Origin of the sequence: Arthrobacter sp. PvP023 (genome assembly GCF_017832975.1) — a bacterium.
GTDB lineage: Bacteria > Actinomycetota > Actinomycetes > Actinomycetales > Micrococcaceae > Arthrobacter.
In genome coordinates this window covers 3,644,328-3,666,051 of the sequence record NZ_JAFIBI010000001.1, presented here as the reverse complement: position 1 = coordinate 3,666,051, position 21,724 = coordinate 3,644,328, and the positions used below count along the sequence as shown (strand labels likewise).

Genomic DNA, 21,724 nt, shown 5'->3' with positions numbered 1-21,724 from the left:
CTCTGAACATGGGGGGCTGCTGGAGACTGAACGCCGGGGCATGGGAGCCTCAGAGCGTCGTAAGTGGTCGTCTTTAGTCAGGCAGGACCTCCAGGCCTCCGTCGTTTCGATCCTTGGCGATAACGATCTTCACGGCGTTGTTGTGGCCGGTGCCCAAGGCGTCGGCAAGTCCACCTTTGTACGGGCAGTGGAAGCGCAGCTGGCGGGAAAGATGCACGTCATCCACCTGCATGGAACCACCACCGATCCCGCGATCCCCTTTGGCCAGTTGGCGTTTCTGGTGGCCCGGCTGCCCGGCAAGGCGCTGGAATCGCCCGGGGAAATTGTTCACGGCATTTCCCGGCTGATCCGGGAAGATGCCGCCGGACGTCCTGTCCTTGTGGTGCTCGAGGATCTGCCGGCGATCGACAGCATGAGCACCGCCGTCCTGATGCACCTCGTACTGAGCGGCGTCGCGAAGCTCATGGTCACCGTCCGCAATGTGACGGACATGCCCGAAGACCTGATCCGGCTCCTCCGGAACAATTCACTTGAGGAAGTCCGGCTCGAAGTCTTCACCCGGCCGGAAGTGAGCAAACTGCTTGCCGGCGTCCTGGGGCGCCCTGTGACTGCCACCGCCGCCAGTTCGCTTTACGCAGCAAGCGGCGGGAACCCGCTGGTCCTCCAAGCGATCGTCATAGAACAACTGCGTTCCGGCAACCTCCATCTGGCCGGGAAGGTCTGGGCGCTCAGAGGGGGGATCAACCTCGCAGAGGCCGACGCCCTGGTTGACCTGGTCCGGTCCCGGCTGGCACGGGAGACGCCGAAGGTCAGGGAGGGCCTGGAATGGCTGGCGCTGATCCGGCGGGTTCCCCTGTTCGTCCTCCTTGACGTCCTGGACCCGGCAGTGGTTGCCGATCTCGAAAAAGCCGGGTACCTGCAGGTGGGAGAGACGGGCCGGCGCTGGGTGAGCCTGAAGGACGAATATGTAGGCGAAGTCATCCGGGGCTGGATGGATCTGCCGCGCCGCAAGGAGCTGCATCAGCTCGTGGCCAGGGCGGTGGGCACAACGCCCGCTGAGATGGATGTCGAAGAGCTCCTCGGTTATGTGGCGTGGACACTTGACTGCGGCGAGCCAGTGGAACCGGCGTTTGCACTGGCCGCGGCGGCTGCGGCGAACCAGCTGTTCGACCCGATGTTCGCCTTGGAGTCTTTGGCGCAGATCCGGGTGGGGGACCCGCACTGGGCGGAGGCAGCCCAGCAGCGGGCGGCCGCCTACATGACCTTGGCAGAACACGAATCTGCAGTGGCCGTCCTCGAGGAAGTCACGCCCGAGCAGCTGTCTGAACTCCCCGCGACCGCCTACGCCAGCTACATCCAGGACTTCTGCAGTTCGCTGCTCTGGATCCACGGTGGGTACAGCCGGATCGGCGGCATCCTGTCGGCGGCCAGGCAGGAGCTGGCACGCAGGGAAAGGGCATCCATCGGCAATGAAACATCCGCCGACTTTGCCCGTGCGCATGAACGGATCAGGCTTGCCGAATTTGAGCAGATGGTCCACCAGGGCGAATATGCGGCTGTTGCCGAAGACCTGGAGCGGGCCTACAAGGAAGCCGGCGATCCCCTGTATGTCTTGAATTGTGCCTGCCTGCTGACCATGGCCTGGGCGGTCCTGGGCCGGGAAGCAGACGCCATCGCCCTGGCCGCCGAGATCCAGCACAGGATGGAACAGTCGAACGTGGCTCCGGGGATGCTCAGTTGGCAGGCTGAAGGCCTCTTTGCTGCGCTGCTGTGCAGCGGCGAGTGGGAGGACTGCGTCAGGATACTCACGGAAGCCCTGGACCGGAAGCCCAAGATCATGCAGTATCTCGGCGGGGCAGCCGAACTCGCACTCGGTGTGGCCTACACCTACGCAGGACGCGCCGACCTCGCCATCGACACCTTGCTCGGTGCCCAGGCGCAACTGGAAATCAGGCGGAGCTACTACGGTCCGTCGCTTGCCTGCTCAGCGCTTGCCTTCGCTTATTCCCAGGCCGGCGATATCCAGGAATCGCGGAACTTCCTGGACCTGGCCGCCCAGGAGGAGCAGCACGTCGCCTGGTTCACTTCATGGATGGCCGACTTCTGCGTCCGGATGGCAAAACGGTGGCTCAAGGATCCGGGAGCCAAGCAGAAGCTGATGGAATCCGCCCACGAGGACATTTCCAAGGGGCGGACAACCACTGCCTCCATCAGCCTGTTCGGTGCTACGGTGCATGGAACAGAGGAAGAACTGGTCCTGCTGACCGAAATTTCCTCTCGTCGGCAAGGAAAAATGGCCAGCGTCAACCGGCTGGTGGGGGAGGGGAGCAGAAAGAAGGATTCCAAGGTCCTGCTGGAGGCAGCGTCCGTGGCCCATGAGCTCCATCTCGATGCGGTGGAGTCCAGATGCGTCGTCCTGGCGCTGGACATCGCCAGGGAAAAGGGAGATTCCCAATCCGCACGCGCGGCCCAGCACCGTCTGGACCGGCTCGTGGAGACGTTGCCGGTGTTGCCGTTGATGCCGCACACGGTGGGACCCGAACTGACCGAACGGGAACGGCAGGTTGCCAGGATGGCCAGCCAGGGGTTGAGTAACAAAGAAGTGGCCAACCGGCTGCAGCTGTCCATCCGTACCGTGGAGGGCCATCTTTACCAGATCTTCACGAAAATGGGGATTTCATCGAGGAGTGAGCTTGAAGGATCCGCTCAAGTCTGACGGGAAGGCTTCGGCGCAGACGCGCGCCGGAACCAAGCGCCAGAATGCTGGGGAGCCCTGGATAGACCGGGGGGACATGCTGTCCTCAGTCAGGGACGCCCTTGCCTCGGACGACTGCTGGGCGGTTTTTGTGGTGGGCGACGCCGGGTTGGGCGCCTCTTCCTTGCTGGCACAGCTGAACGACGCACGAAACGGCCGGACGGCCGTGATGACTGTCCACGGAAGTCCGTCCTTGGCCCCCGTTCCGTACGGGGCGCTGTCTCCGTACCTGGCGGATCTCTCCGTTGAAGACGTCACATCCAAGGTGGCTGTCCTGAGGGCGTTATGGGCGCACCTCGAAAGCGGCAGGAAAAATCCGGGACCTGCCCTCCTGTTGGTTGACGACGCCCACGACCTGGACACGGCCACCGCAGAGATGATTTCCGAACTCGTCCAGGCAGGCTGGGCCAAACTTGTGGCCACCTGCATTCCGAGGCCTGGCATACCGCAGCCGCTGCTCCGGCTTTGGCACGACGGTACGGCCGAGAGATTCGACATTGCTCCCTTGACAATGGAACAGGGGCATCAACTCTGCGAGGCGCTGCTCGACGGCAAAGTCCTCAACAGCACATCGCGTCAATACTGGCAGGAAGCCGGAGGCAACACCCTCCTGCTCAAGACCCTCGTCCGCGAGGCCCAGCGCTCAGGTGACCTGATCCGGCGCAACGGAGTGTGGCTCAATACCGGATCGTCCCACGTCCGGACCCTGGAACTCACCGCCGTCGTCAAAGTCCAGCTGATGCGCATCTCGGCCGACGGCCGGGAGGCCCTGAACCTGATCGCCCTGGCGGAACCGGTGGACAGAACCCTCGTGGGAGAAATCGCCGGTGAGCCCGCCGTCAAGGAGCTGCTGGACCAGCGGCTCGTGGCCCAGTCGGTGGACAGCGAGCCGACTCTCCGGCTCGTGAGCCCCGTCTACGGCGAAGTGCTGCGCCGGATCGTTCCCGCGGCCCGAAGCCTCCAGCTCCACCGGGAACTCGTGTCCCGGATGGAAGTCTCTGCAGACAAACCGGAGTCGCTGCTCCGAATAGTTACCTGGTCCTTGGACTGCGGGGCCGAAGTGCCTGCCCGCCTGCTGATCCGGGCTGCCGTGCTCGCCTGCAAGCTGTTCGAGAGCGAAACGGCCCTGCGCATCGCCTGGGCCGTCAAGGACCCGGAACTGCAACAGACTGCGCGCGCCGTGATGGCCCGCTCACACTACAACCTCGGGCACTACGACGAAGCTGCCGCCCTCCTGAACGTCAACGTCGACGCCGGTAGCGGCCTCACGCACATGGTGGTCAACAGCCTCCTGAGATCGGCCACCCGGACCGCACTCGGGCACCCCGCCTCGGAGATCGCGGAAGATGCCAGCCGCCTGCGCCAATGGGGCGAAAAAGAGGCGGCGGCCAATCCCGCGGACTCAGCCGCCATCCTCAAGGTCACGGCACAGCGGGCGTCGCTTGTAGAACTCATGGCGTACTCGCTCGCGGGCGACTACAGGCGAATGGGGCCTGCGCTCGGTGACCTGCTGGCAGCCGGCGATTCGCTCGCGGCACCCGACGGCGCGCTCACCCGGTCGATGGCGCTGGCGCTACAGGCGGAGCGCCTTTGCGCGCTGGGGTATCCGCTGCAAGGGCGCCAACTCGCCATGGACGCCTTCGGCCAGGCCCAGCCTCCGGACAACGACATCTTCTTCCTCCCTGAGTTCATCGTGGTCCGACTCGTGGCCTGCGATCTTGCGGCCGGTGAATGGGCCGAGGCGCAGCAGCTCCTGGCGGGTTATGCGGAAACACCCTTCGGTTCCGCCATGGTCTCGTTCAGCGGAGCCGCCTACGTCGTCATGGGGTACGTAGCCGTCCGGCAGGGAAAGCTCGCCGACGCCCTGGAGTTACTGACCACGGGCCTGGAGGCTCTCCGCGACAGCGACCCCCAGCAGATGTTCCGGCTCTGTGCGGCCATGGCCTATTACGTCGCGGCCGCCCAGGGCCTCACAGCGGAGGCTGCCAGGCTGAAATTGGATTATGACGCCTGGGGGGAGCGGGGCATGCATCTGGTGACGGCTTTTGCCCGGGATTTCCTGGCCGCAGGTGACGAACACCTGGCCGGCGACGGAACCGGCGTCGCGGCCCTGCACCGGAGCGCCGGGGAAGCCGCGCAACAGGACGCCAAGTTCCTGGAGCTGAATGCCCTCGCCATGGCGCTGGGCCTCGGAGACACCACCAGGCTGGAGCGGCTGCAGGAACTCGCCGGCGCGGTGGAAGGCGCCTGGGCGGCCGCCCTGGCTGAATACTGTGCGGCGCTTTCCGACGGCAGCGCCGAACTGTTCCTGCGCGCGGGGGATGCCCTCTGTGCGGCCTCCGTCTTCCAGCTGGCCGCGGACGCTTATTCAGCCGCCCTGGCCTCACTGGACCGGAGCCGCGACCGGGAACTGGCAGCGCTGGCCCGCGCAGGCATCGCCCGCTGCAACGAAGAGCTGGGCCACGCAGGAAGCGAAGCCCAGCCGGACGCCGTGGCGCCCGTTTTGACCAAGCGGGAGCGGAACATTGTCGGACTGGCGGCAACCGGGCTCAGCGACCGCCAGATCGCAGACAAACTGCAGATTTCCGTCCGCACGGTGGAAGGCCACCTCTACCGTTGCTACCTGAAACTGGGCATCGCAGGACGCGACGAGTTGGCCGCTGCGGCAGGACTGGGAGAAGAAGCAGCCGTGAGGGCGAAAACATCCCCCGGCAAATAGGTACCTGGACCGCCGGCGACTACCCGGGCGGGCGCGTAGCGAAACCGGTAGCGCCCTGGCGACTTGGTTAACTATTTTGGAGCGGCAGCAGGTGTCTGCATAGCCGCATTCCGGCGGCAGATCCGCTTGTCTGCGTACTGCCACAGGGCAACCAGGGGTACCTGCTTTCCAAGTACAGGTATGGGTGCCGGGCAAATTCGAGTACTCACTACTGGTGCCTGCGGGCCTGCCAGCTGGTTAGTTTGGGTTACTAGGAATCGCTCGTAAATACAGAGGTCTCACTCATGTTGACAGCCGATAATGTGGCCAGTTCACACGCCACCAGGTCCGCCGGAACGACACGGGGCGCCGCGTGGCCTTTGATCGGGCGCAGGCAGGCGGTCAGCTACATCACACGCGCCCTGGCGGAGTCCACCGGTGGAGTCCTGGTGACCGGGAGCTCCGGCACCGGGAAGACTTTCCTCACCACCCACGCCCTTAAACAGTTCCGCGACGATTCCCTGGTTGTGACGCTTCGGTGCAGTGCAGCACTCTCGCGTTCCCCGTACGGCGCGCTGAACATGCTGTTGAGCGACCTGGAGCCGGGCTATTTGAACCACCCGGTGCTTGTCCTCTCCGGCCTGATGCGGCTCCTGCGCGAACGCGCGAAGGGGAAGACCGTTTACCTCTTTGTCGACAACGCCGGCGAAGCTGATGAGCTGACGGCCGTCACGATCGCCCAGCTCGCCCGAAACCGCGCAGTGCGCCTGGTCCTGACATGCTCTGACCCGCTGCGGCTGTCGGCAGAGATTTCGGGACTTTGCGACGGCGGATTCCTCACCCGTATTAACCTCGAACCGCTGTCCTTCCGGGAGGCCGTCAGCTGGCTTGAAGAAGGCCTCAGCGCCAAAGTTTCGCACTCGGCGGTCCAATCGCTCTGGGCTGCCAGCGACGGGAACCCGCACTACCTGAAGATGCTTGCAATAGAGCTTGCTGACTCAGGTTCCCTTGTGGTCCGCGACGGTGTGTGGGTCCTGACCGCTGACCACCACGTACATGGCCGGGCCATCACCGACCTGATCGCCACCCGGCTGGGGCGGATGGGCGAGGCTGACCGGCGGATTCTGGAGATTCTGTCGCTGGCAGAGACACTGCCGTTGGATACCCTGCTGAAGCTGGTGGAGGCCGACGACGTGGACGCCCTCGAAGAGCGCGGGGTCCTGGCGGTCGAGGACTCCCTTCCCCGCCGCGTCAGGATCCAGAGCCAGTTGGTGGCCGATGTGGTCCGCGAAAACGTCCCGCCCGGGAGGAGCAACGAGCTCCGCGAAATGGTCCTCCTCGCCGCGGCACCTTCCCTCCGGACTCCCGCGACGGAACTGCCGTTCGCGGTCTGGGCGCTTGACTGCGGTGCCGTGTTGTCAACGGAAGAGTCCCTTTCAGCCGCACGCCTCGCCAACGGGAGGCTTGATGCCGCCCTGGCGCTGCGGTTCGTCCGCTCGGTACCGGGGCATGAGGCGCTGGCTGCGGCAGTCACCGAGGAAGTGGCGGCACTGATGACCCTCGGCGATGTTGACGAGGCCCTCGAGGTGGTCCGACGGCACCGTAAGGCGTCGACGGGAGACCCGGCGCTCGCTGAGTGGATCGGTCTGCTGCTGGCCGAGAGCTCGGTGTTCCTTGCCACCCCGGGCGCTTGGCAAGAGGCGGCTGAGTCCCTGGCCCGGGTGCGAAAAGTACTCTATGACGACGCGACTGGTCCGGCAGCCGATATGCCCGCACCGGAGCTCAGGCGCATCCGCGAACAGCTGACACTGGCCGAAGCCGAGGCAGCCAGCTACGCCGGAACCTATCCGGAAATGGCTGCCGACCTCGCCGGCGCCCTGGACAATGTGGAGTTCCACAGTGCCGAATTCCGGCTCCAGGCAGGCAGCTGGTTGTGTGAAGCGTGGGCCGTGACGGGGCGCCAGGCGGATGCCGCCGAGCTCGCTGAACAGCTGAAGCTGCAGTGCCTCCGTCCGGAGATCCCGGTGGCAATAGCGCAGTCGGTGATTTCCCGGCTGCGCTTCGCTTATTTGGTGGCCGGCAGATGGGACGAGGCGGCAGAGACCTTGCCGGACGAGGACTGGGGTCCGTCGTCCGTGGTCTACCGGAGGTTCAGCGCGACTGAGGTTCCGGAGGCGATCTGCGCCTGCATGCAGGGCCGCGGACGCGACGGACTGGACCTGCTCGTTCCCGGTATCAGCCAGCTGCGGATCCAGGACAGCGACGGCGTGCTGACTCTCGCCTGCGCGGCCGCGGCTTACGCCTCGGCTCTGCAGGGTGAGCGTGAACAGGCGCTCGGCTACCTGGCCGAGACAGAATCAGGTTTCCGGCGGAAATCATGGAAGGTGTCCCGGGCTGAGGGTTACTTCACCGCACTCGCACGGGCGGAGCTGGATGGGCCCCGGACGGGGATCGGAGAGTTGCTGCGCATGGCGGAGGAGGACCGCGGCACGGGCAATGTAGGCCACGAGCTGCTGTGCTTGAGCTCGGCCGTCAGGCTTGGGGAAGCAGCTGCGGCGTCCCGGCTGCTGGAGAGTGCGGCTGAAAACCAGGGACCATTCGCAGAACTGTGCGCACAATACGCCCGGGGCATCATTTCCGGTGAAGCCGACGAGCTGATGGCTGCTGCAAACCTCGCGGCCCGGCTGCACAATGACAGGTTTGCCCTGGACATCGCCGAATCAGTTCTCAACCTCGACCAGACACGGCTCGAACGGAGCCTGATCCGGCAGGCCAAGCACTTGGCAGAAACCTGCCGCAGGAGGCTGCGGACGCCCCAGGACGGAACCCACGACCGCCTCACCCTGACAGCCCGGGAGCTCCAGATTGCGCAGCTGGCCGCAGCCGGAGCGAGCAACAAGAGCATCGCAGCCCAGCTGCACGTTTCCGTACGGACCGTGGAGGGCCACCTCTACCAGATCTACGGCAAGCTGAAAATCGAAGAGCGTTTGGAGCTTCCGGTAGCCCTCGGCAGTACAGGAGATGACTAGCCATGACTGAGTCCACCATCACGGCAGAGAGGCTGATCGGGCGATTCGGCATGGTTGCCTCGGTTGTCGATTGCCTTCTGGACGCCAACGGCCCGGGTGCGCTCATCCTTGGCGATGCCGGCATCGGCAAGACGGCGCTCGCCAATGAGGTGATCTTTGAGCTTGGCAGCCGGATCCGGCCCTTCTACGTCTACGCGGGTCCTTCGCTCTCCGAGGTACCGTACGCGGCCCTTGCGCCCTTGCTGACGGCGTTGACTCCCGGACAGACGGACCAGCCGCGTGCCGTGCTTAAGGCTTTGGTAACGGAGCTCAATCCGGAGGGCTTGCGGGACCAGTCGCAGGCTGTCCTGGTCGTGGAAGACGCCCAGCACCTGGATGACAGCAGCGCCGCTGTCATTGCCCAGCTGGCCGCTGCCGAAGCCGCCAGGGTGGTGCTGCTGTGCCGGCCGCACCCGTCACCGCCGCCCGAGGTGTTGTCCATGTGGTCGGAAGGCCTGGTTGACCGTTTCGAACTGCAGCCGCTGAGCAAGGAAGAATCGGACGAGTTGTGCACCCGGGTGCTGGGCTCACCGCTGGTCCCCAGCGCGAGCGCGGTCCTGTTCAGGTCGTCCGGCGGAAATCCGATGTTCCTGCTGGAACTGATAGCCCATGCCAAGACCCGCGGCCACCTGGTGCAGCGAAATGACACGTGGGTGCTATTGAGCGAGCCGGGAGCAGCCACTGTCCGGCTGATGGACCTCGTCAGGAACCAGATCATGCAGCTGAACCCCGGTCAGCGCCAGGCCTTGGAATCAGTGGCGCTCGCTGAGGCGATCCCCCTCAGCGTCCTCCAGCGTGCCAGCGACAGCCACGCCGTCGACGAGCTCAAGGAGCTCCAGTTCATCGCGATCTCGGCGGACCCGGCGAGGCATGTCCGCCTGGCCCAGCCCCTGATCGGCGAAGTGATCAGGCAGCTGGTCCCGACCGCCCGCAGCGTGACCATCCGGAGGCGGATCGTTGACCTGATGGACTCGCGGCCGGAGACCCTGGACGGCAGGCTCCGGCACGTCACCTGGGCTCTGGAGTCCGGCGCAACTGTCCCCGACGCCGACATTCTTGAGGCGGCCCAGCTGGCGAACCGTCTCTTCATTCCCGAATACGTGGAACGGGTGGTCGGCGCCATCAGGGATCCGTCCCTGAAGCTTGCCGCGCAGGTGGAACTGGCCCGCGCCAAGCTGTACGGACGGGATCCCATGGGAGCCGGCCTGTGCCTTGAGGGCGTGGTGGAACAAGCCACCGACCTTCGAACCGTCCGCCAGGCTTCTATGCTGGCGGCGCAACTCGCGGCCGGCAAACGCAACGGTCCGGAGTCCGTGCTGCGGGCGGCCGATGCGTGGGCGGAAGCCGTTTCGAGGCTGGAAGAGGCCCGGCCCGGATTCGATGCCAAGGAGTTTGCGACGGCGCGGCTTGGCAGCAGGCTTCTTGCCCTGGAGGGCTACCAGGCGGCAGGACGCCATGTGGAGGCGGAGCCGGAACTCCAGCAGATCTGGGAGTCCACGGACGACGACGAGTCCCGGCTGCTGGCCGGGACGTTGCTGGCAGAGTCGCTGGCACTCACGGGACGTGCCGTGTCCGCAATCCAGATAATCATGGACGTTGAGGACATCCTTGCCGATAGCGGCGACCGGCGCCTTGAATACGCCGAGTTCGTGATGCGACGCTACTTGCTGGCGCTGCTCCATGCCGGTGAGTTCGACGTCCTGGACGAGTACCTGCAGAACCACATCGCCCAGGCGTCGAACTCCCTGATCTATTTTGGGGGGATGCTGCATCTCGCCGCGGGCACTGCGGACCTGCACCGGGGCATCATCGGGGCCGCCCTGCCGAAACTCAGCCAGGCGGCCGAGGTGCTGCGTCTTTCCGATGCCGGGGGAGACTTGCCTGATGCCCTTGCGGCCGCAGCCTACGCGGCGTCCATCCTTAACCGGACGGAAACGGCAAAAGTGAACGCGGACGCCTATGAGGCGCTGCTGTCGGACCATCGCCACGCGTCACTGCTGGGGCAGGCCTACACAGTGGCGGCCCTGGCCGAACGCCTGGGCGTCCAGACGGCTGTCTCCAAGCTGACGGCCCTCGCGGACGCGGCAGCCGCGTCCGGCTTCCTCAGTTATGAAGTGGAGATACTCTCCCTGGTGCTCCGGCTCGGTGACCTGTCCGTTGTGCCGCGGCTTGCCGTAACTGCGGAGGGCTGCGAAGGGCGCAGCGCGGAGTTCCTGGCCGCCTACTGCCGTGCCCTTGCCGCCAAGGACGTCAACCGGCTCGTGGAAATGAGCGATGCCACCGCGCGGGACGGTTTGGACCTGGCGGCCGCAGAATGCGCTGCCCACGCCCTGCGGATCCTCGAGACACGGGGAGATAAGCCCCGCCAGTTCGAGGCCCAGAAACTCGTCAAGCAACGCAATGCGGCGCTGAACAAGACCGGCTCGTCCGCCGCCGAGATCCCGCCGGATCTGCACAAGCTGACGCGGCGCGAGCAGGAGATTGCCGCGCTTGTCCAGGCCGGTGCGAGCAACCGGGAAATCGCCCTCCAGCTCGGGCTCTCGCTCCGGACTGTGGAAGGCCATCTGTACCGGATGTTCGCGAAACTCGGAATCAGCCATCGGGAGGACCTGGCGTCGGTAGCTTACGGCGCCCGCCACGCAGGCTAGGTGTACTACCCAATAACGTTAGTTGGGTGAGTGTGATGACTCGCTGGGGTCTTTGACTCATAGGTGAGGACCTCCGGTTGCACAGTGGAGTTGCTTAGACAACCGCTGAGGCGACCAGGAGGTCCTCAATGTCCCACGCTAATGTCGCTTTGACTCCAGGCCAACGTTTACGGCTCACACGTCTGGTCATAGACCACGGATGGCCGGTTTCCCGGGCCGCCGAGCAGTTCCATTGCCTGGCCCACGGCCAAACTCACTCCGATCGACAGCCGTTGTCTTTCCCCGGATCTGTCAGTCCCTGCGATTACTTGGTGAGACGCTACGCCTCGCTGCCGGAGTGACTCAAGGAGAGCGTGCGCCGGAGCTTCCCGACTACACGCACCGGCTAGCGGGCGTTGCTCGCCTGCATCGGCGACTTCGGTGACCTGGCCCGGATCGGCGTCGAGGGCACCGGGGTCGTACGGCCGGTCTGACCCCGACGCCTCGTTAAAGCCGGCCCGACCGTTCCGACCGCCGCCGCAAAGGCAAGGAGACGATCTCTGGGCGATAAATGCAGCCCGCGCCGCATTGCACGGTCGACGCAACAGCATCCCGAAAAGCAAGGACGGCGCCGTCGAAGCTTTGCGGGTGCTGCGCGTCACCCTCGCCCGCGCGGCCCGGGATGTCAGCGCTGGTCGAAAAGTGAGCCATTTCGTGGCCGGGCGGAGTTCAGCGGTCGTTGCAACGGTTTATGGTTCTATCGCCGGTGAAGTCAGTCTAGCCAGGTGCTCTATAGGACTCTGCCAACCCTGGATTTCGCGTGGCCTGCGATTGAGTTCAGCGGCGACCCTGGTGAGGTGTTCGGGGCTGTGGACGCCCAGGTCTGTTCCTTTCGGAAAGTATTGGCGGAGCAGGCTATTGGTGTTCTCGTTTGAGCCGCGCTGCCAGGGGCTCGCGGGGTCACAGAAGTACACCGGGATTAGCGTCTGCCGCGTGAAATCCTGGTGGCAAGCCATTTTCAGTGCCCTGATCCCAAGTCAGGGAACGGCGCAGATGGGCCGGGAGCGGGCTCATCGATTCAGCCAACCGATCGCGCAGATTCTCAGCACCGCGGTTCCCCGCAAGATGCACGAGGATGATAAAGCGCGTGGTCCGTTCGACCAGTGTGGCAATGGCCGAGCGACTGCCCTTTCCAATGATTAAGTCCCCTCCCAATGCCCTGGTACTAATCTGCCGATCACTTCTGCAGGCCTGTCCCGGATCATGACCATGTCCGGGAAGCGCCTGGTCCGGTGCTCCTTCCGGCGGCGTGGCCGGCGACCGGTCCGTCCGCTGCGAAGGGAGACGGCCGGATCCACGGCCAGGTCCAGGCTTCCGCGGCCGTAAAGGGCCTGATAGACGGTCTCAGGCACGATTTGCATCTCCGGTTGTCCCGGGAAGTCAGCGCGCAGACGGTTGCTGATCTGGCGGGGGCTCCAGCGTTGTTTCAGGTGTTCGCGCACAGACTCCCGCAGCTCCGGGTTGCCGGCGATCTTCCCGGTCCGCTGACGACTCCGTCTGCGCTCGGCACTGCGCTGGGCTGTCCGCGGACGGTAGTCGCCAGAGGGTTCATGCAGGTTCCGGCGGATCTCCCTGCTCACGGTCGACGGACTACGCCCGAGCTCCAGGGCAATGGCTCGGATGCTGCGCGGGGCATGCAGGAGGTCCGCGATCGTGATGCGTTCGGACTCGGAGAGAAAGCGGGCGGAGATCACGGCCGGCCTCTGATGGGAGATGGGAGCGTACTCCTTGATGTCTCCGGACTTCAGAATGACCGTGTGGCCGTGCCGCCATCGAGTGCCGGATTACGGCTGATTCCTACGATCCGGCACGCTTCGGAATTGCCCATTCCCTGTTTCATCAGCTGATCATAGTGAGCCCGTGCAGCGTTCTTTGGAGGGGCGCCCCGGGACTTTCTTGGTCTTTTCATCCCTCCCAATTGCAACTCCTAAAGGCTCAGGTGTTGCAACGACCACTGGACGCCAAGCCGTCACAATGGCTCAGTTTTCGACCGTCACCGACACGGGAGCGCCGCAGCGCCCGGATGTCGATCGCCTCCGCGCCGGTTGAACTGCGCGACCAGTTCCGCCACCTGACCCGGATGCAGCTAATCCGCACCTTCGCTGCATGGCGGCCGGACGTGTCAAACGCGACCGATCCCGTCACCGCCTACCGGGTCTCGATGAAGTCCCTGGCCCGCCGCTACCTGGAACTCACCGACGAGATAGCCGACCGACGAACTCATCAACTCCATGGTCGGCTCCCACGCACCCCGCCTCCTGGAACGCGTCGGAGTCGGCATCGAAGTCGCTGGACAGCTCCTCTTGACGGCCGGCGGCATTCGCGATGCTCTGCGGCGTTTCACCTCTGCCCGCGTCCTCTGGAATGACACAACGGCATCGACTCAATCGCTGCGGCGAGCGCCAAGCCAACCGCGCCCTGCATCTCGCGGTCATCCGCCGGATCAGACTTGACCCGAGAACATAGACCCGCATCGCGAAAAAACCGCCGAGGGACAGTTCAAGATGGAGATCGTCCGCTGCCTGAAGCGACACGTCGCCCGCGAGGTCTACTTCATCCGCACCCCGGCCGCCGGCACAGCATCCCCAGCATCAGGGACCACCGAACTGCTGCTTGACACTTAGGAGAGCATCCGGGCTTCCAGTACCAGCACACCTCATGGCGCAAACTCCCGGAGGCGCAGGCGCGGTTCAATCGATGTCCCGCAATGGCACCTGCTACGACTGTCAGTCTATTTCTGCTTAGTCCCGCGAGGATTGGGTAGTGCTGGCTGGCTCGGTCTGACTCTTGCTTACGATTGACCCTCATGGTGTCTTGGCGTTGATCTGTCGATCTTCGGTCGGGCACGCAGTAGCCGCTGCCGCCGGACCGGGCGTGACCTGATAGGAGAGTGGAGCAGACTTTGGCAGCGTCGCCGAGACCAGTCCTGTCCGCCGCCGGCGCCAGCGTAATACCCGCGCCATCCGGCAAGGAGCCAGCAGACTAGGGAACAGATCGAATTTGTCCGCTCTGAGCACGTCGTGATCGGCGTTGATACCCACAAGCACAGCCACGTCGCCGCAGTGATGGACACGATCCGGGTATCCTCGCAACTCTCACGATCGCGACCGATGCAGCTGGGTTCAAGCAACTGCTCGAGTGATCGACGGGCTTTGGAAAAATCCGCGCCTTGGGTATCGAGTGCACCCGTTCCTACGGGATCACCTTGACGCAGATCAAGCTCGCACGCGATTTCGCCTCGTTGAGGCCACGAAGCCTAGACACCCCCGAAGACGCTCTGCCCCACGCCCTTGCGCTCTCTAGCCTGTCGCTGGCAGAACCTGGAAAGCGAGGCGAAAGAGCTGTCAACGATGATCGTGCAGCTCGTGACCCGCACTGCACCGCAACTGCTTGAGCAGTTTGGCATCGGTGCCGACACTGCTCCGGAAATCCCTATCGTAACGGGAGAAAATCTCGAACGACTCCGGGCCGAGGCCGCGTGGTGAAACTCGCCGGGATCAGTCCCATCCCTACCGGGTTAGGGATGACCTACGGGAATCACCGCACCAATCATGGAGGGCACCGGCAGCTCAACGCTGCGACATACCGTGCCCGGGCATTCGCGATGATCCAACGAGTACCGATGCGAGTAGTGCGGGCAGGCCGGACGCGTACCACCTTGTTCCTGCCAGTGGTCCACCCGCAAAGACGGGTAGAGCCCACTCGCGCCCCGGCATGCGGTTGGTTAATACGCTGTAGCTTGTTGGGCCGCAGGCAACTATTGGGGAAAGAAATGGGTCTCTAGATGTATCTAACAGCTGACACTTGGCTTTCGGAATTTCATGTGGCAATCCACCTGGAAGACTCCTCCACGGCGACCAGCACCCCGCCGATTGCGGGAACCTCAATCGAGCCGGCGACGATCCGGGCAGCGTCTTCTGAGACCGGGATCTGTCACCCTTCGTCGCCGGCTTTCATACAAACGGGACACATCGATATCGGGAGGTCGGTTTAGCATGACACCGAACACCAAGCTAAAAACTCACAAGTCACCGCAGGCCAGGGCAGCGCTTCCACCATTGCTCGAGGATTCCCGTGAGTGGCCTGCAGACGGCACTAGAGCGGCTGAAGCGGCAGTCAAGGCGGTCGATCCAACCGTCCTAACCGGCGACCCGAATGGTCAGGATCTCACTTTCACGTTTGACGTGGCGATTGTCGGGCTTGGATACGTCGGCCTGCCGACTGCCCTTGCCATCAACGCCTCCGGGCGGCGAGTCCTGGGACTGGATGTCTCCGAGAACAGGTTGTCAGTGATCCGTTCCCGCCAGGCAGACCTGCTGGATTCGGACAAGATCCGGCTAGACAAGGCGCTGGACGATCCGTCGTTCATGATCAGCACTGACCTTTCCCTACTCGCTCGTGCGGCGGCAGTTGTGGTTTGTGTTCCCACCCCCGTGGATCCCTACCTGGTGCCGGATCTCGGCATTTTGCGGGCTGCTTGCGCATCAGTTGTCGAATTCGCAGTGCCGGGGCAGCTGCTAATGCTGACCTCAACGACCTACGTCGGTTCCACCCGGGATCTTCTGGCAGTGCCTCTGGCGGCCAAAGGCCTAATTCCAGGTCGGGACGTGTTCGTGGCATTCTCGCCTGAGCGCATCAACCCCGGAGTGGATGCCTTCTCGCACGAGGACGTTCCACGGGTGGTGGGCGGCGTAACCCCAGCTTGTGGTGAGGCCGCGGCAGTGCTGCTCCAGGCAAGCACGAAGCTGGTGCACGTGGTGCCGTCGGCAGATGTGGCCGAGATGACCAAACTGGTTGAAAACACTTTTCGGGCAGTGAACATCGCCCTGGCCAACGAGTTCGCGGATATTTGCCACGAACTGGGCATGGAGGTGATGGACGTGATCGATGCGGCCTCAACGAAGCCCTATGGCTTCATGCCGTTCACCCCAGGGCCGGGCGTTGGAGGCCATTGCATTCCATGTGACCCGCATTACCTGCTCTGGCAGCTTCGGAAAGCCAGGGTCACGGCGCCCGTCATTGAGCATGCTATGGCTGGAATTGCCGGGAGGCCCCACCAGGTTGTGGAAAAGGCCAGGCGCATTTTGTCGGACCGGAACCATGGTATTTCCGGTGCCCGTGTCATAGTTCTGGGCGTGGCCTACAAGCCCGACGTCGAAGACCTTCGCGAATCTCCCGCGCTGGAAATCATCGCTGCAATGGTCGCCGACGGAGCTGTCGTGGCTTATCACGATCCGTGGTGCCCCACCGCTCCAGACGGCCAGGGGGGAGTACTGGAATCCTTGGAGGATCCCTCGGCCTGGGAGGCAGATCTGGTGGTACTCCACACGAGGCATTCCTTAATGGACCTCGAATGGCTGCGCGATGCACCCGCTGTCCTCGACACCACCTATCGTCTAGCCCCCGGCAGCAACGTCACCCGCCTGTGAATCCGGCGTTTGTAATGATCCTCAGCAGAAAGTAGGAGCAGTGAAAACAGCAATAACTGGCGGGGCCGGCTTCATCGGGAGCCATCTCGTTGAACATCTTCTCGCAGCCGGAGACAAAGTGACGGTGCTGGATGACCTCTCAACCGGCCGTCTGGAAAATCTTCGGACTGTGATTGGCCACAAGGACTTTCATTTCGTGGAGGGCAGCATACTGGACCGATCGGCGGTGGACAAAGTGGTGGCCGGTGCTGACCGGGTATTCCACCTGGCGGCCGCGGTAGGAGTCAATCTCATCGTGGAGCACCCGCTGGAGAGCCTGCGCACCAACATCCACGGAACAGAAGTGGTACTGGACTCGGTCCTGGAATCCGGCGCCACGCTGCTGCTGGCGTCCACTAGTGAGATCTATGGAAAGAACACTTCGGACAGCCTGTCCGAGGAGTCCGACCGGATCCTCGGGTCGGCTCTCAAATCCCGGTGGACCTACGCCGCGGCGAAGGGCATCGACGAGGCATTCGCGCATGCTTACTGGCGGCAGTTCGGCCTCCCTGTTGCTATTGTCCGGCTATTCAATACTGTTGGTCCCCGGCAGACTGGCCGGTACGGAATGGTGGTACCGCGCCTGGTCAAACAGGCACTGGCCGGCGAACCTTTGACGGTTTACGGTGACGGGCACCAGACGCGCTGCTTCTCCTACGTCGGAGACATCGTCCCTGCCATCACGAGGATCTCGGAGGAGAAGTCGGCCTATGGTAACGCTTACAACCTCGGCGGTAGCTATGAAATCTCCATTCTGACTCTTGCACAGCGGATCGTGGAGCTGCTTGGCAGCGAAAGCCCTATCACCCTTGTGCCCTACGAACAGGCGTATGCGGAGGGTTATGAGGACATGCGGCGCCGAGTGCCGAACAATGGTAAGGCAAGGGATCTCGTGGGCTTCGACCCGAAGACCACCCTCGACCAGATCATCATGAACGTGGCAGCCGACCAGCGGCCGTTGAAAGTACCGGATCCACGCGGGTGGAAAGTAACGATGGCGGCCAACTAGAAGTGGTCAAATCAGATTCCGAGCAGACGTAATATGGGCAGGGTAGGCAGGCTGGCGGCATCGTTGCTTATAGTGGCAGCGACTGCCGTGGCCTGCACTCCCCCCAACAACCCACCTGAGGAGAGATCTCAGGGGAAGTACCCTTGGCACACGAAAATTGTGGCCACAACCTTCTGGGTCGGCGAAGTCTTTGATCCCAATGCAGCGGATGGTAGCCAGGTCTTCTCTACATATGATTCGAGGTGGATGGAGAGCTACGGCGGCTGTGATGGCCAGCTCACGTCCGACGGTTGCGAGACCGAAGCACGTTCGGAATCGAACGGATACGCGCCAAGCAGCGTGAAGCCCAAAGAGAACCCATTCTACCTAGATCTGCCTTATGACGACGTCAACAATGAGGTGGCCTTCCGCGAGAGGGCTTCGGTTATTCCATGGGCAAACGATGAGGGGTACGAGGGCCAGGCCACAAACCGTTCCTTCAGTTACATGAAGAACCGCTGGGTCAAGATCCGCAAGGACGGCAAAGAATGTTACGGCCAGATCCAGGACGCGGGGCCGGGGGAGTATCAGGACAAGGAATACGTCTTCGGGGCGAACGACGCGCGGCCGGTCAATAAGAAGTTCAACGGTGCCGGCATGGATGTTTCGCCCGCTCTCAACGGCTGTCTCGGGTTCAGCGACTTGGATGGAGAAGCGGATAGGGTCGATTGGCAATTCGTGGAGCAGAAGGATGTTCCGCCTGGACCCTGGCTGGACGTGGTCACAACCAGCCAAGTGAAGTAACGGGTGCTTTCGGAAGCAAGGGACGTCAGCGTCAACCTCCTGTTCCTGCAAGGCCGGAACCGAGCAGGTCGGAGAAGCGGGCTGTGCCTTGGTCCACGCCGCTGCAGGTGAAGCTGGCGGTTTCTTCTGACCCGCCGGAACTGCACGGGGTATCCCTGTTGAGCGACCACATGGAGAGACGCTGGATGCCTTGCTCCACCGCGTAGTCCTTCATGCCCCGGGCAGCATCCAGGCCGAACACTTCGCCCGGCTGGTCATTGCGGCCGATCATGGGGGTGAGGCCCATCTTCTTCCAGACTTGTTCCCCGCTTAGATTGATCCCTGCCCGCTGGTAAACGATGCTTAGTTGGTCGTGAGAGGCCCGGGCGGCTGACAATGCCGCCTCAAGCATTCCTTGGGAACTGCTGCGGCTAGCACCATAATTCATGGTCATAATATTGATCCCTGCCAGCTGGACGCCGCCGTCGAGCATCTGCTCGACGGCGGCGATTCCGGCGTCGGTCAGCCCACGGGGCGAAGCCGGGAGGGTTAGCCACACCGCGAGCCTTTTTCCTGATGCGTTGCGGTCTCCTTGGAGAGCCGCCACAGCCTTCGCACGCCGCTCGCCGCCTGCTTCGTCAAGCAGATCGGCGCCCTCCAAGTCAAAGTCGATGAATGCAGGATCATAGCGCTCTACGATGTCCCGGTATGCCGTGCGGAGTTTCGCTTCGTCCTGGCATGCGGTGGCCAGCTCACTGTTCCGGGCGCCGCCGAACGAAACTGAAACGGTTCCGCCGTGCGACCGCAGAATGGAAATCCGCCGGTCCAGGTCCAAAGATCCGCGTGCCTCCTCGATGCCATAGAGTGCGCCCCAGCTGGCTACGCAAGAATCCTGGGGGGATGCGACGAGGAACGACAGCACGACGTCCTTGGTGCCCTGTGTGGCTCCCTCTTCGAAATGGTATTCCGGCGACACTGTGACATCGACGTAACCGGCAAACCACGTGGGTTTGGCGGTCTCTGCCGCCAGGCCGGCGCGCCACGACCAAAATGAGATGACGCAGGCCAAGATTGTCGTTATTGCAAGGACTGCCATTAGCGTTGTTCGGGGACGATGCGGCGGACGCGTTCGGAGAGCGGGCGGCATGCTGGCATCTTGCGGTGCCGCAGAGGCAGGGCCGCTGGCCCCCGGACCGGAACCGATGTTTCGTGCTGTCATCCTGGTCCTGCGCCCCCATCCGCTGTGCTTAACCACCATTTCACCATGGTCCGCCTGTTCGCGGGGGCTCTCGGGCCAGGCAACACGGGTGTCTTACTCAGTGCTTCGGGTTCCGATTCGAGTAGTGGCCGAGTGGCAGCGGGCTTGTGTTTGCGATTCCGGCACCAAAGACGGGTAGGAACCACTCGTGCCGAGGAACACTTCACTTAATAGGCTTTGGGTGTCGGAAAGAAGCAGAGTTCCGGGGGGAGAGTCGGTCTCGAATGGGCATGGACACAACATTGCGGGCAAGAGTCCCCGGCCGGACCTGTGAACAGCAGCTCGATATGCAACCGGCAGCAGGAGCGCCCGGTCTATCGGAATGCATTGCCCGGTTCACTTCCGCATTTTCCGACAACGCTGCCAATAGGCAGCCCTCCCCGGCGCACTTGACCGGGGACCTTGAACGGGGGTCGGTGGCGAACAAGCCTTTGAGACCAAGGCTTCCCCCCAGTCGTCACCGACCCCTTCAGGGGGTCAATCCATGAACAACCGCGGCATGAGGGGGGATCCTCTTTGCGGCCGAATCACACGGAAGTAAGAGGGGATACCTGTCATGAGCAAAAGGCGAGGACAACCGGAAGACCAAGGCGGTCCGCTCGGTTCCGGCTTGACGAGTCAACGCAAGAGGACAACGCTTTGGGCCGTCTCGGGTCTGGCCGTTCTGGCACTCCTGACGGGCTCCGCCGCATTAGTACCCAATGGTGTCTCGCAACTAGCCGACGCCGGCGAACCGGGGCGCGCCAAACCCGTAGACACCAGCCTCGCGCTCACCACTGTCACGCTGACGTTTGATGGCGGAAGAGCAAGCCAACTGACCGCAGCCAAGATCCTCAAGGCCCACGAGCTACGGGGGACCTTTTTCGTTAACTCGGGCTTTATGGGTGCAAAGGATTACATGAGGGTTGAGGATCTCCACGCTTTGGCAGCCGACGCCAACGAGATTGGCGGCCATACTGCAACCCTGGCTGATCTGACCGCACTGGAACCTGACGAGGCGAGACGCCAGGTCTGCGATGACCGGACCAAGCTCACTGACTGGGGCTTCAAAGTCACCTCCTTCTCCTACCCCTTTTCAGCGAAGTCCCCGGAGTCCAAGGCCCTGGTGGCGGACTGCGGGTACAACAGTGCGCGCAGCCTAGGCGATCTCAGAAGCCCCGGCGGCTGCTCGGAGTGCGCCGTGTCAGAAACAGTTGTACCGGCTGACCCCTTCAGCACGCGCTCCACTGCGGAAGTTGGTGCTGCCTGGACTTTGGCAGACTTGCAGCGGTCCGTCACAAATGCGGAGAAAGCAGGAGGGTGGCTGCAGCTTGTGTTTTACGACATTGATGACACCAAGGCTCCCCGGTCTGTGACGCCAGCTATGTTTGCCGAATTTGCGGGGTGGCTGGACTCACGGATGCACCAGGGAACCACGGCGGTCCGCACGGTCCATGAGGTGATTGGGGGAAGTGCAAAATCCAGCGTCGCCGGTCCTCCTCCGCCCACGGCTCCTCCCGGCGTCAACGCCATTAGGAATCCCGGGTTGGAGACTGCCGGAAAATACGGGCTGCCTCAATGCTGGCAGGTGGCGTCCTACGGTGACAACGCCCAGGTCCTGAGCACGCTAACACCCGGCCATAGCGGCGAGATTTCGCGGCGTCTCGATGTCACAGGCTATGTATCGGGGGATGCCAAGCTCCTGCCGGTTCTGGATATGGGCGCCTGCTCTCCAGGAATAATTCCGGGCCACAGGTATTCCTTGAAGGCGATGTATCAGTCCACCGCCCCGACGCAATTCGCACTTTACTACCGCAACACGAGCGGGGTCTGGAGCTTCTGGACAGCCAGCCCGTGGATGCCTGCCAATGGTACTTACCAGCCGGCCGAGTGGACGTCGCCACCAGCTCCTGCAGATGCGGCCGGTATGAGTTTTGGGTTGAACCTGTTCAGCAACGGCCAGCTGGCCACGGACAACTACGAGATGTACGACGTCGGGACGGAGCCTGCCCCGTAGGGTCCGTCCCAGTACCACCCGAT

Annotated in this window: 11 protein-coding genes and 2 pseudogenes; 10 read left to right on the top strand and 3 right to left on the bottom strand. The window is 63.3% G+C overall.

From position 1 onward, the window contains the following. Positions 1-40: 40 nt before the first annotated feature. From JOE31_RS16675 to JOE31_RS21610, 5 genes and pseudogenes are all read left to right on the top strand, one after another. Positions 41-2,716 (top strand): LuxR family transcriptional regulator, encoded by a 2,676-nt coding sequence (locus JOE31_RS16675; protein WP_209746510.1) that lies wholly within the window; start codon positions 41-43, stop codon positions 2,714-2,716. Next, positions 2,694-5,474 (top strand): helix-turn-helix transcriptional regulator, encoded by a 2,781-nt coding sequence (locus JOE31_RS16670; protein WP_209746508.1) that lies wholly within the window; start codon positions 2,694-2,696, stop codon positions 5,472-5,474. The genes JOE31_RS16675 and JOE31_RS16670 overlap by 23 nt, the downstream gene beginning before the upstream one ends. Before the next feature lie 284 nt (positions 5,475-5,758). Further along, a complete protein-coding gene (locus tag JOE31_RS16665) occupies positions 5,759-8,482 on the top strand; it encodes a LuxR family transcriptional regulator (RefSeq protein ID WP_209746506.1) in 2,724 nt (907 codons plus the stop codon). A gap of 2 nt (positions 8,483-8,484) precedes the next feature. Continuing rightward, positions 8,485-11,169, top strand: coding sequence for a LuxR family transcriptional regulator (locus JOE31_RS16660; RefSeq protein WP_209746504.1), 2,685 nt, complete (start codon positions 8,485-8,487; stop codon positions 11,167-11,169). Between the two features lie 362 nt (positions 11,170-11,531). Further along, a pseudogene (locus JOE31_RS21610) lies at positions 11,532-11,832 on the top strand (IS110 family transposase); the annotation flags it as partial. A gap of 65 nt (positions 11,833-11,897) precedes the next feature. On the opposite strand, the gene JOE31_RS21965 reads toward JOE31_RS21610, so the two are convergent. Together JOE31_RS21965 and JOE31_RS16650 are read right to left on the bottom strand one after the other, a co-directional pair. Next, complete coding sequence (locus JOE31_RS21965) at positions 11,898-12,164, bottom strand: IS30 family transposase (RefSeq protein ID WP_209746503.1); 267 nt, start codon at positions 12,162-12,164, stop codon at positions 11,898-11,900. A gap of 183 nt (positions 12,165-12,347) precedes the next feature. After that, positions 12,348-12,902 carry an IS30 family transposase gene (locus JOE31_RS16650; RefSeq protein ID WP_209746501.1) on the bottom strand — a complete coding sequence of 185 codons (555 nt, stop codon included), beginning with the start codon at positions 12,900-12,902 and terminating at the stop codon, positions 12,348-12,350. A gap of 293 nt (positions 12,903-13,195) precedes the next feature. Here JOE31_RS16650 and JOE31_RS16645 point away from each other — a divergent pair. The 4 genes and pseudogenes from JOE31_RS16645 to JOE31_RS16630 form a co-directional block, all read left to right on the top strand. Beyond that, a pseudogene (locus JOE31_RS16645) lies at positions 13,196-13,825 on the top strand (transposase); the annotation flags it as partial. A 1,378-nt stretch (positions 13,826-15,203) separates the two neighbouring features. Beyond that, a complete protein-coding gene (locus tag JOE31_RS16640; RefSeq protein ID WP_209746499.1) occupies positions 15,204-16,637 on the top strand; it encodes a nucleotide sugar dehydrogenase in 1,434 nt (477 codons plus the stop codon). A gap of 40 nt (positions 16,638-16,677) precedes the next feature. Then, the gene (locus tag JOE31_RS16635; protein ID WP_209746497.1) at positions 16,678-17,685 is read left to right on the top strand and encodes a dTDP-glucose 4,6-dehydratase; all 1,008 of its coding nucleotides are present in this window, start codon (positions 16,678-16,680) and stop codon (positions 17,683-17,685) included. 159 nt (positions 17,686-17,844) lie between these two features. Continuing rightward, positions 17,845-18,468, top strand: a complete 624-nt coding sequence (locus JOE31_RS16630; protein WP_307864438.1) for a hypothetical protein — start codon at positions 17,845-17,847, stop codon at positions 18,466-18,468. A 31-nt stretch (positions 18,469-18,499) separates the two neighbouring features. Here the strand turns inward: JOE31_RS16630 and JOE31_RS16625 are convergent, their stop codons facing one another. Beyond that, positions 18,500-19,516, bottom strand: a complete 1,017-nt coding sequence (locus tag JOE31_RS16625) for a chitinase (protein ID WP_245199229.1) — start codon at positions 19,514-19,516, stop codon at positions 18,500-18,502. Positions 19,517-20,261: 745 nt separating this feature from the next. On the opposite strand from JOE31_RS16625, the gene JOE31_RS16620 reads away from it, so the two are divergent. Then, positions 20,262-21,701, top strand: coding sequence for a polysaccharide deacetylase family protein (locus JOE31_RS16620; RefSeq protein ID WP_209746492.1), 1,440 nt, complete (start codon positions 20,262-20,264; stop codon positions 21,699-21,701). Positions 21,702-21,724: the final 23 nt, after the last annotated feature.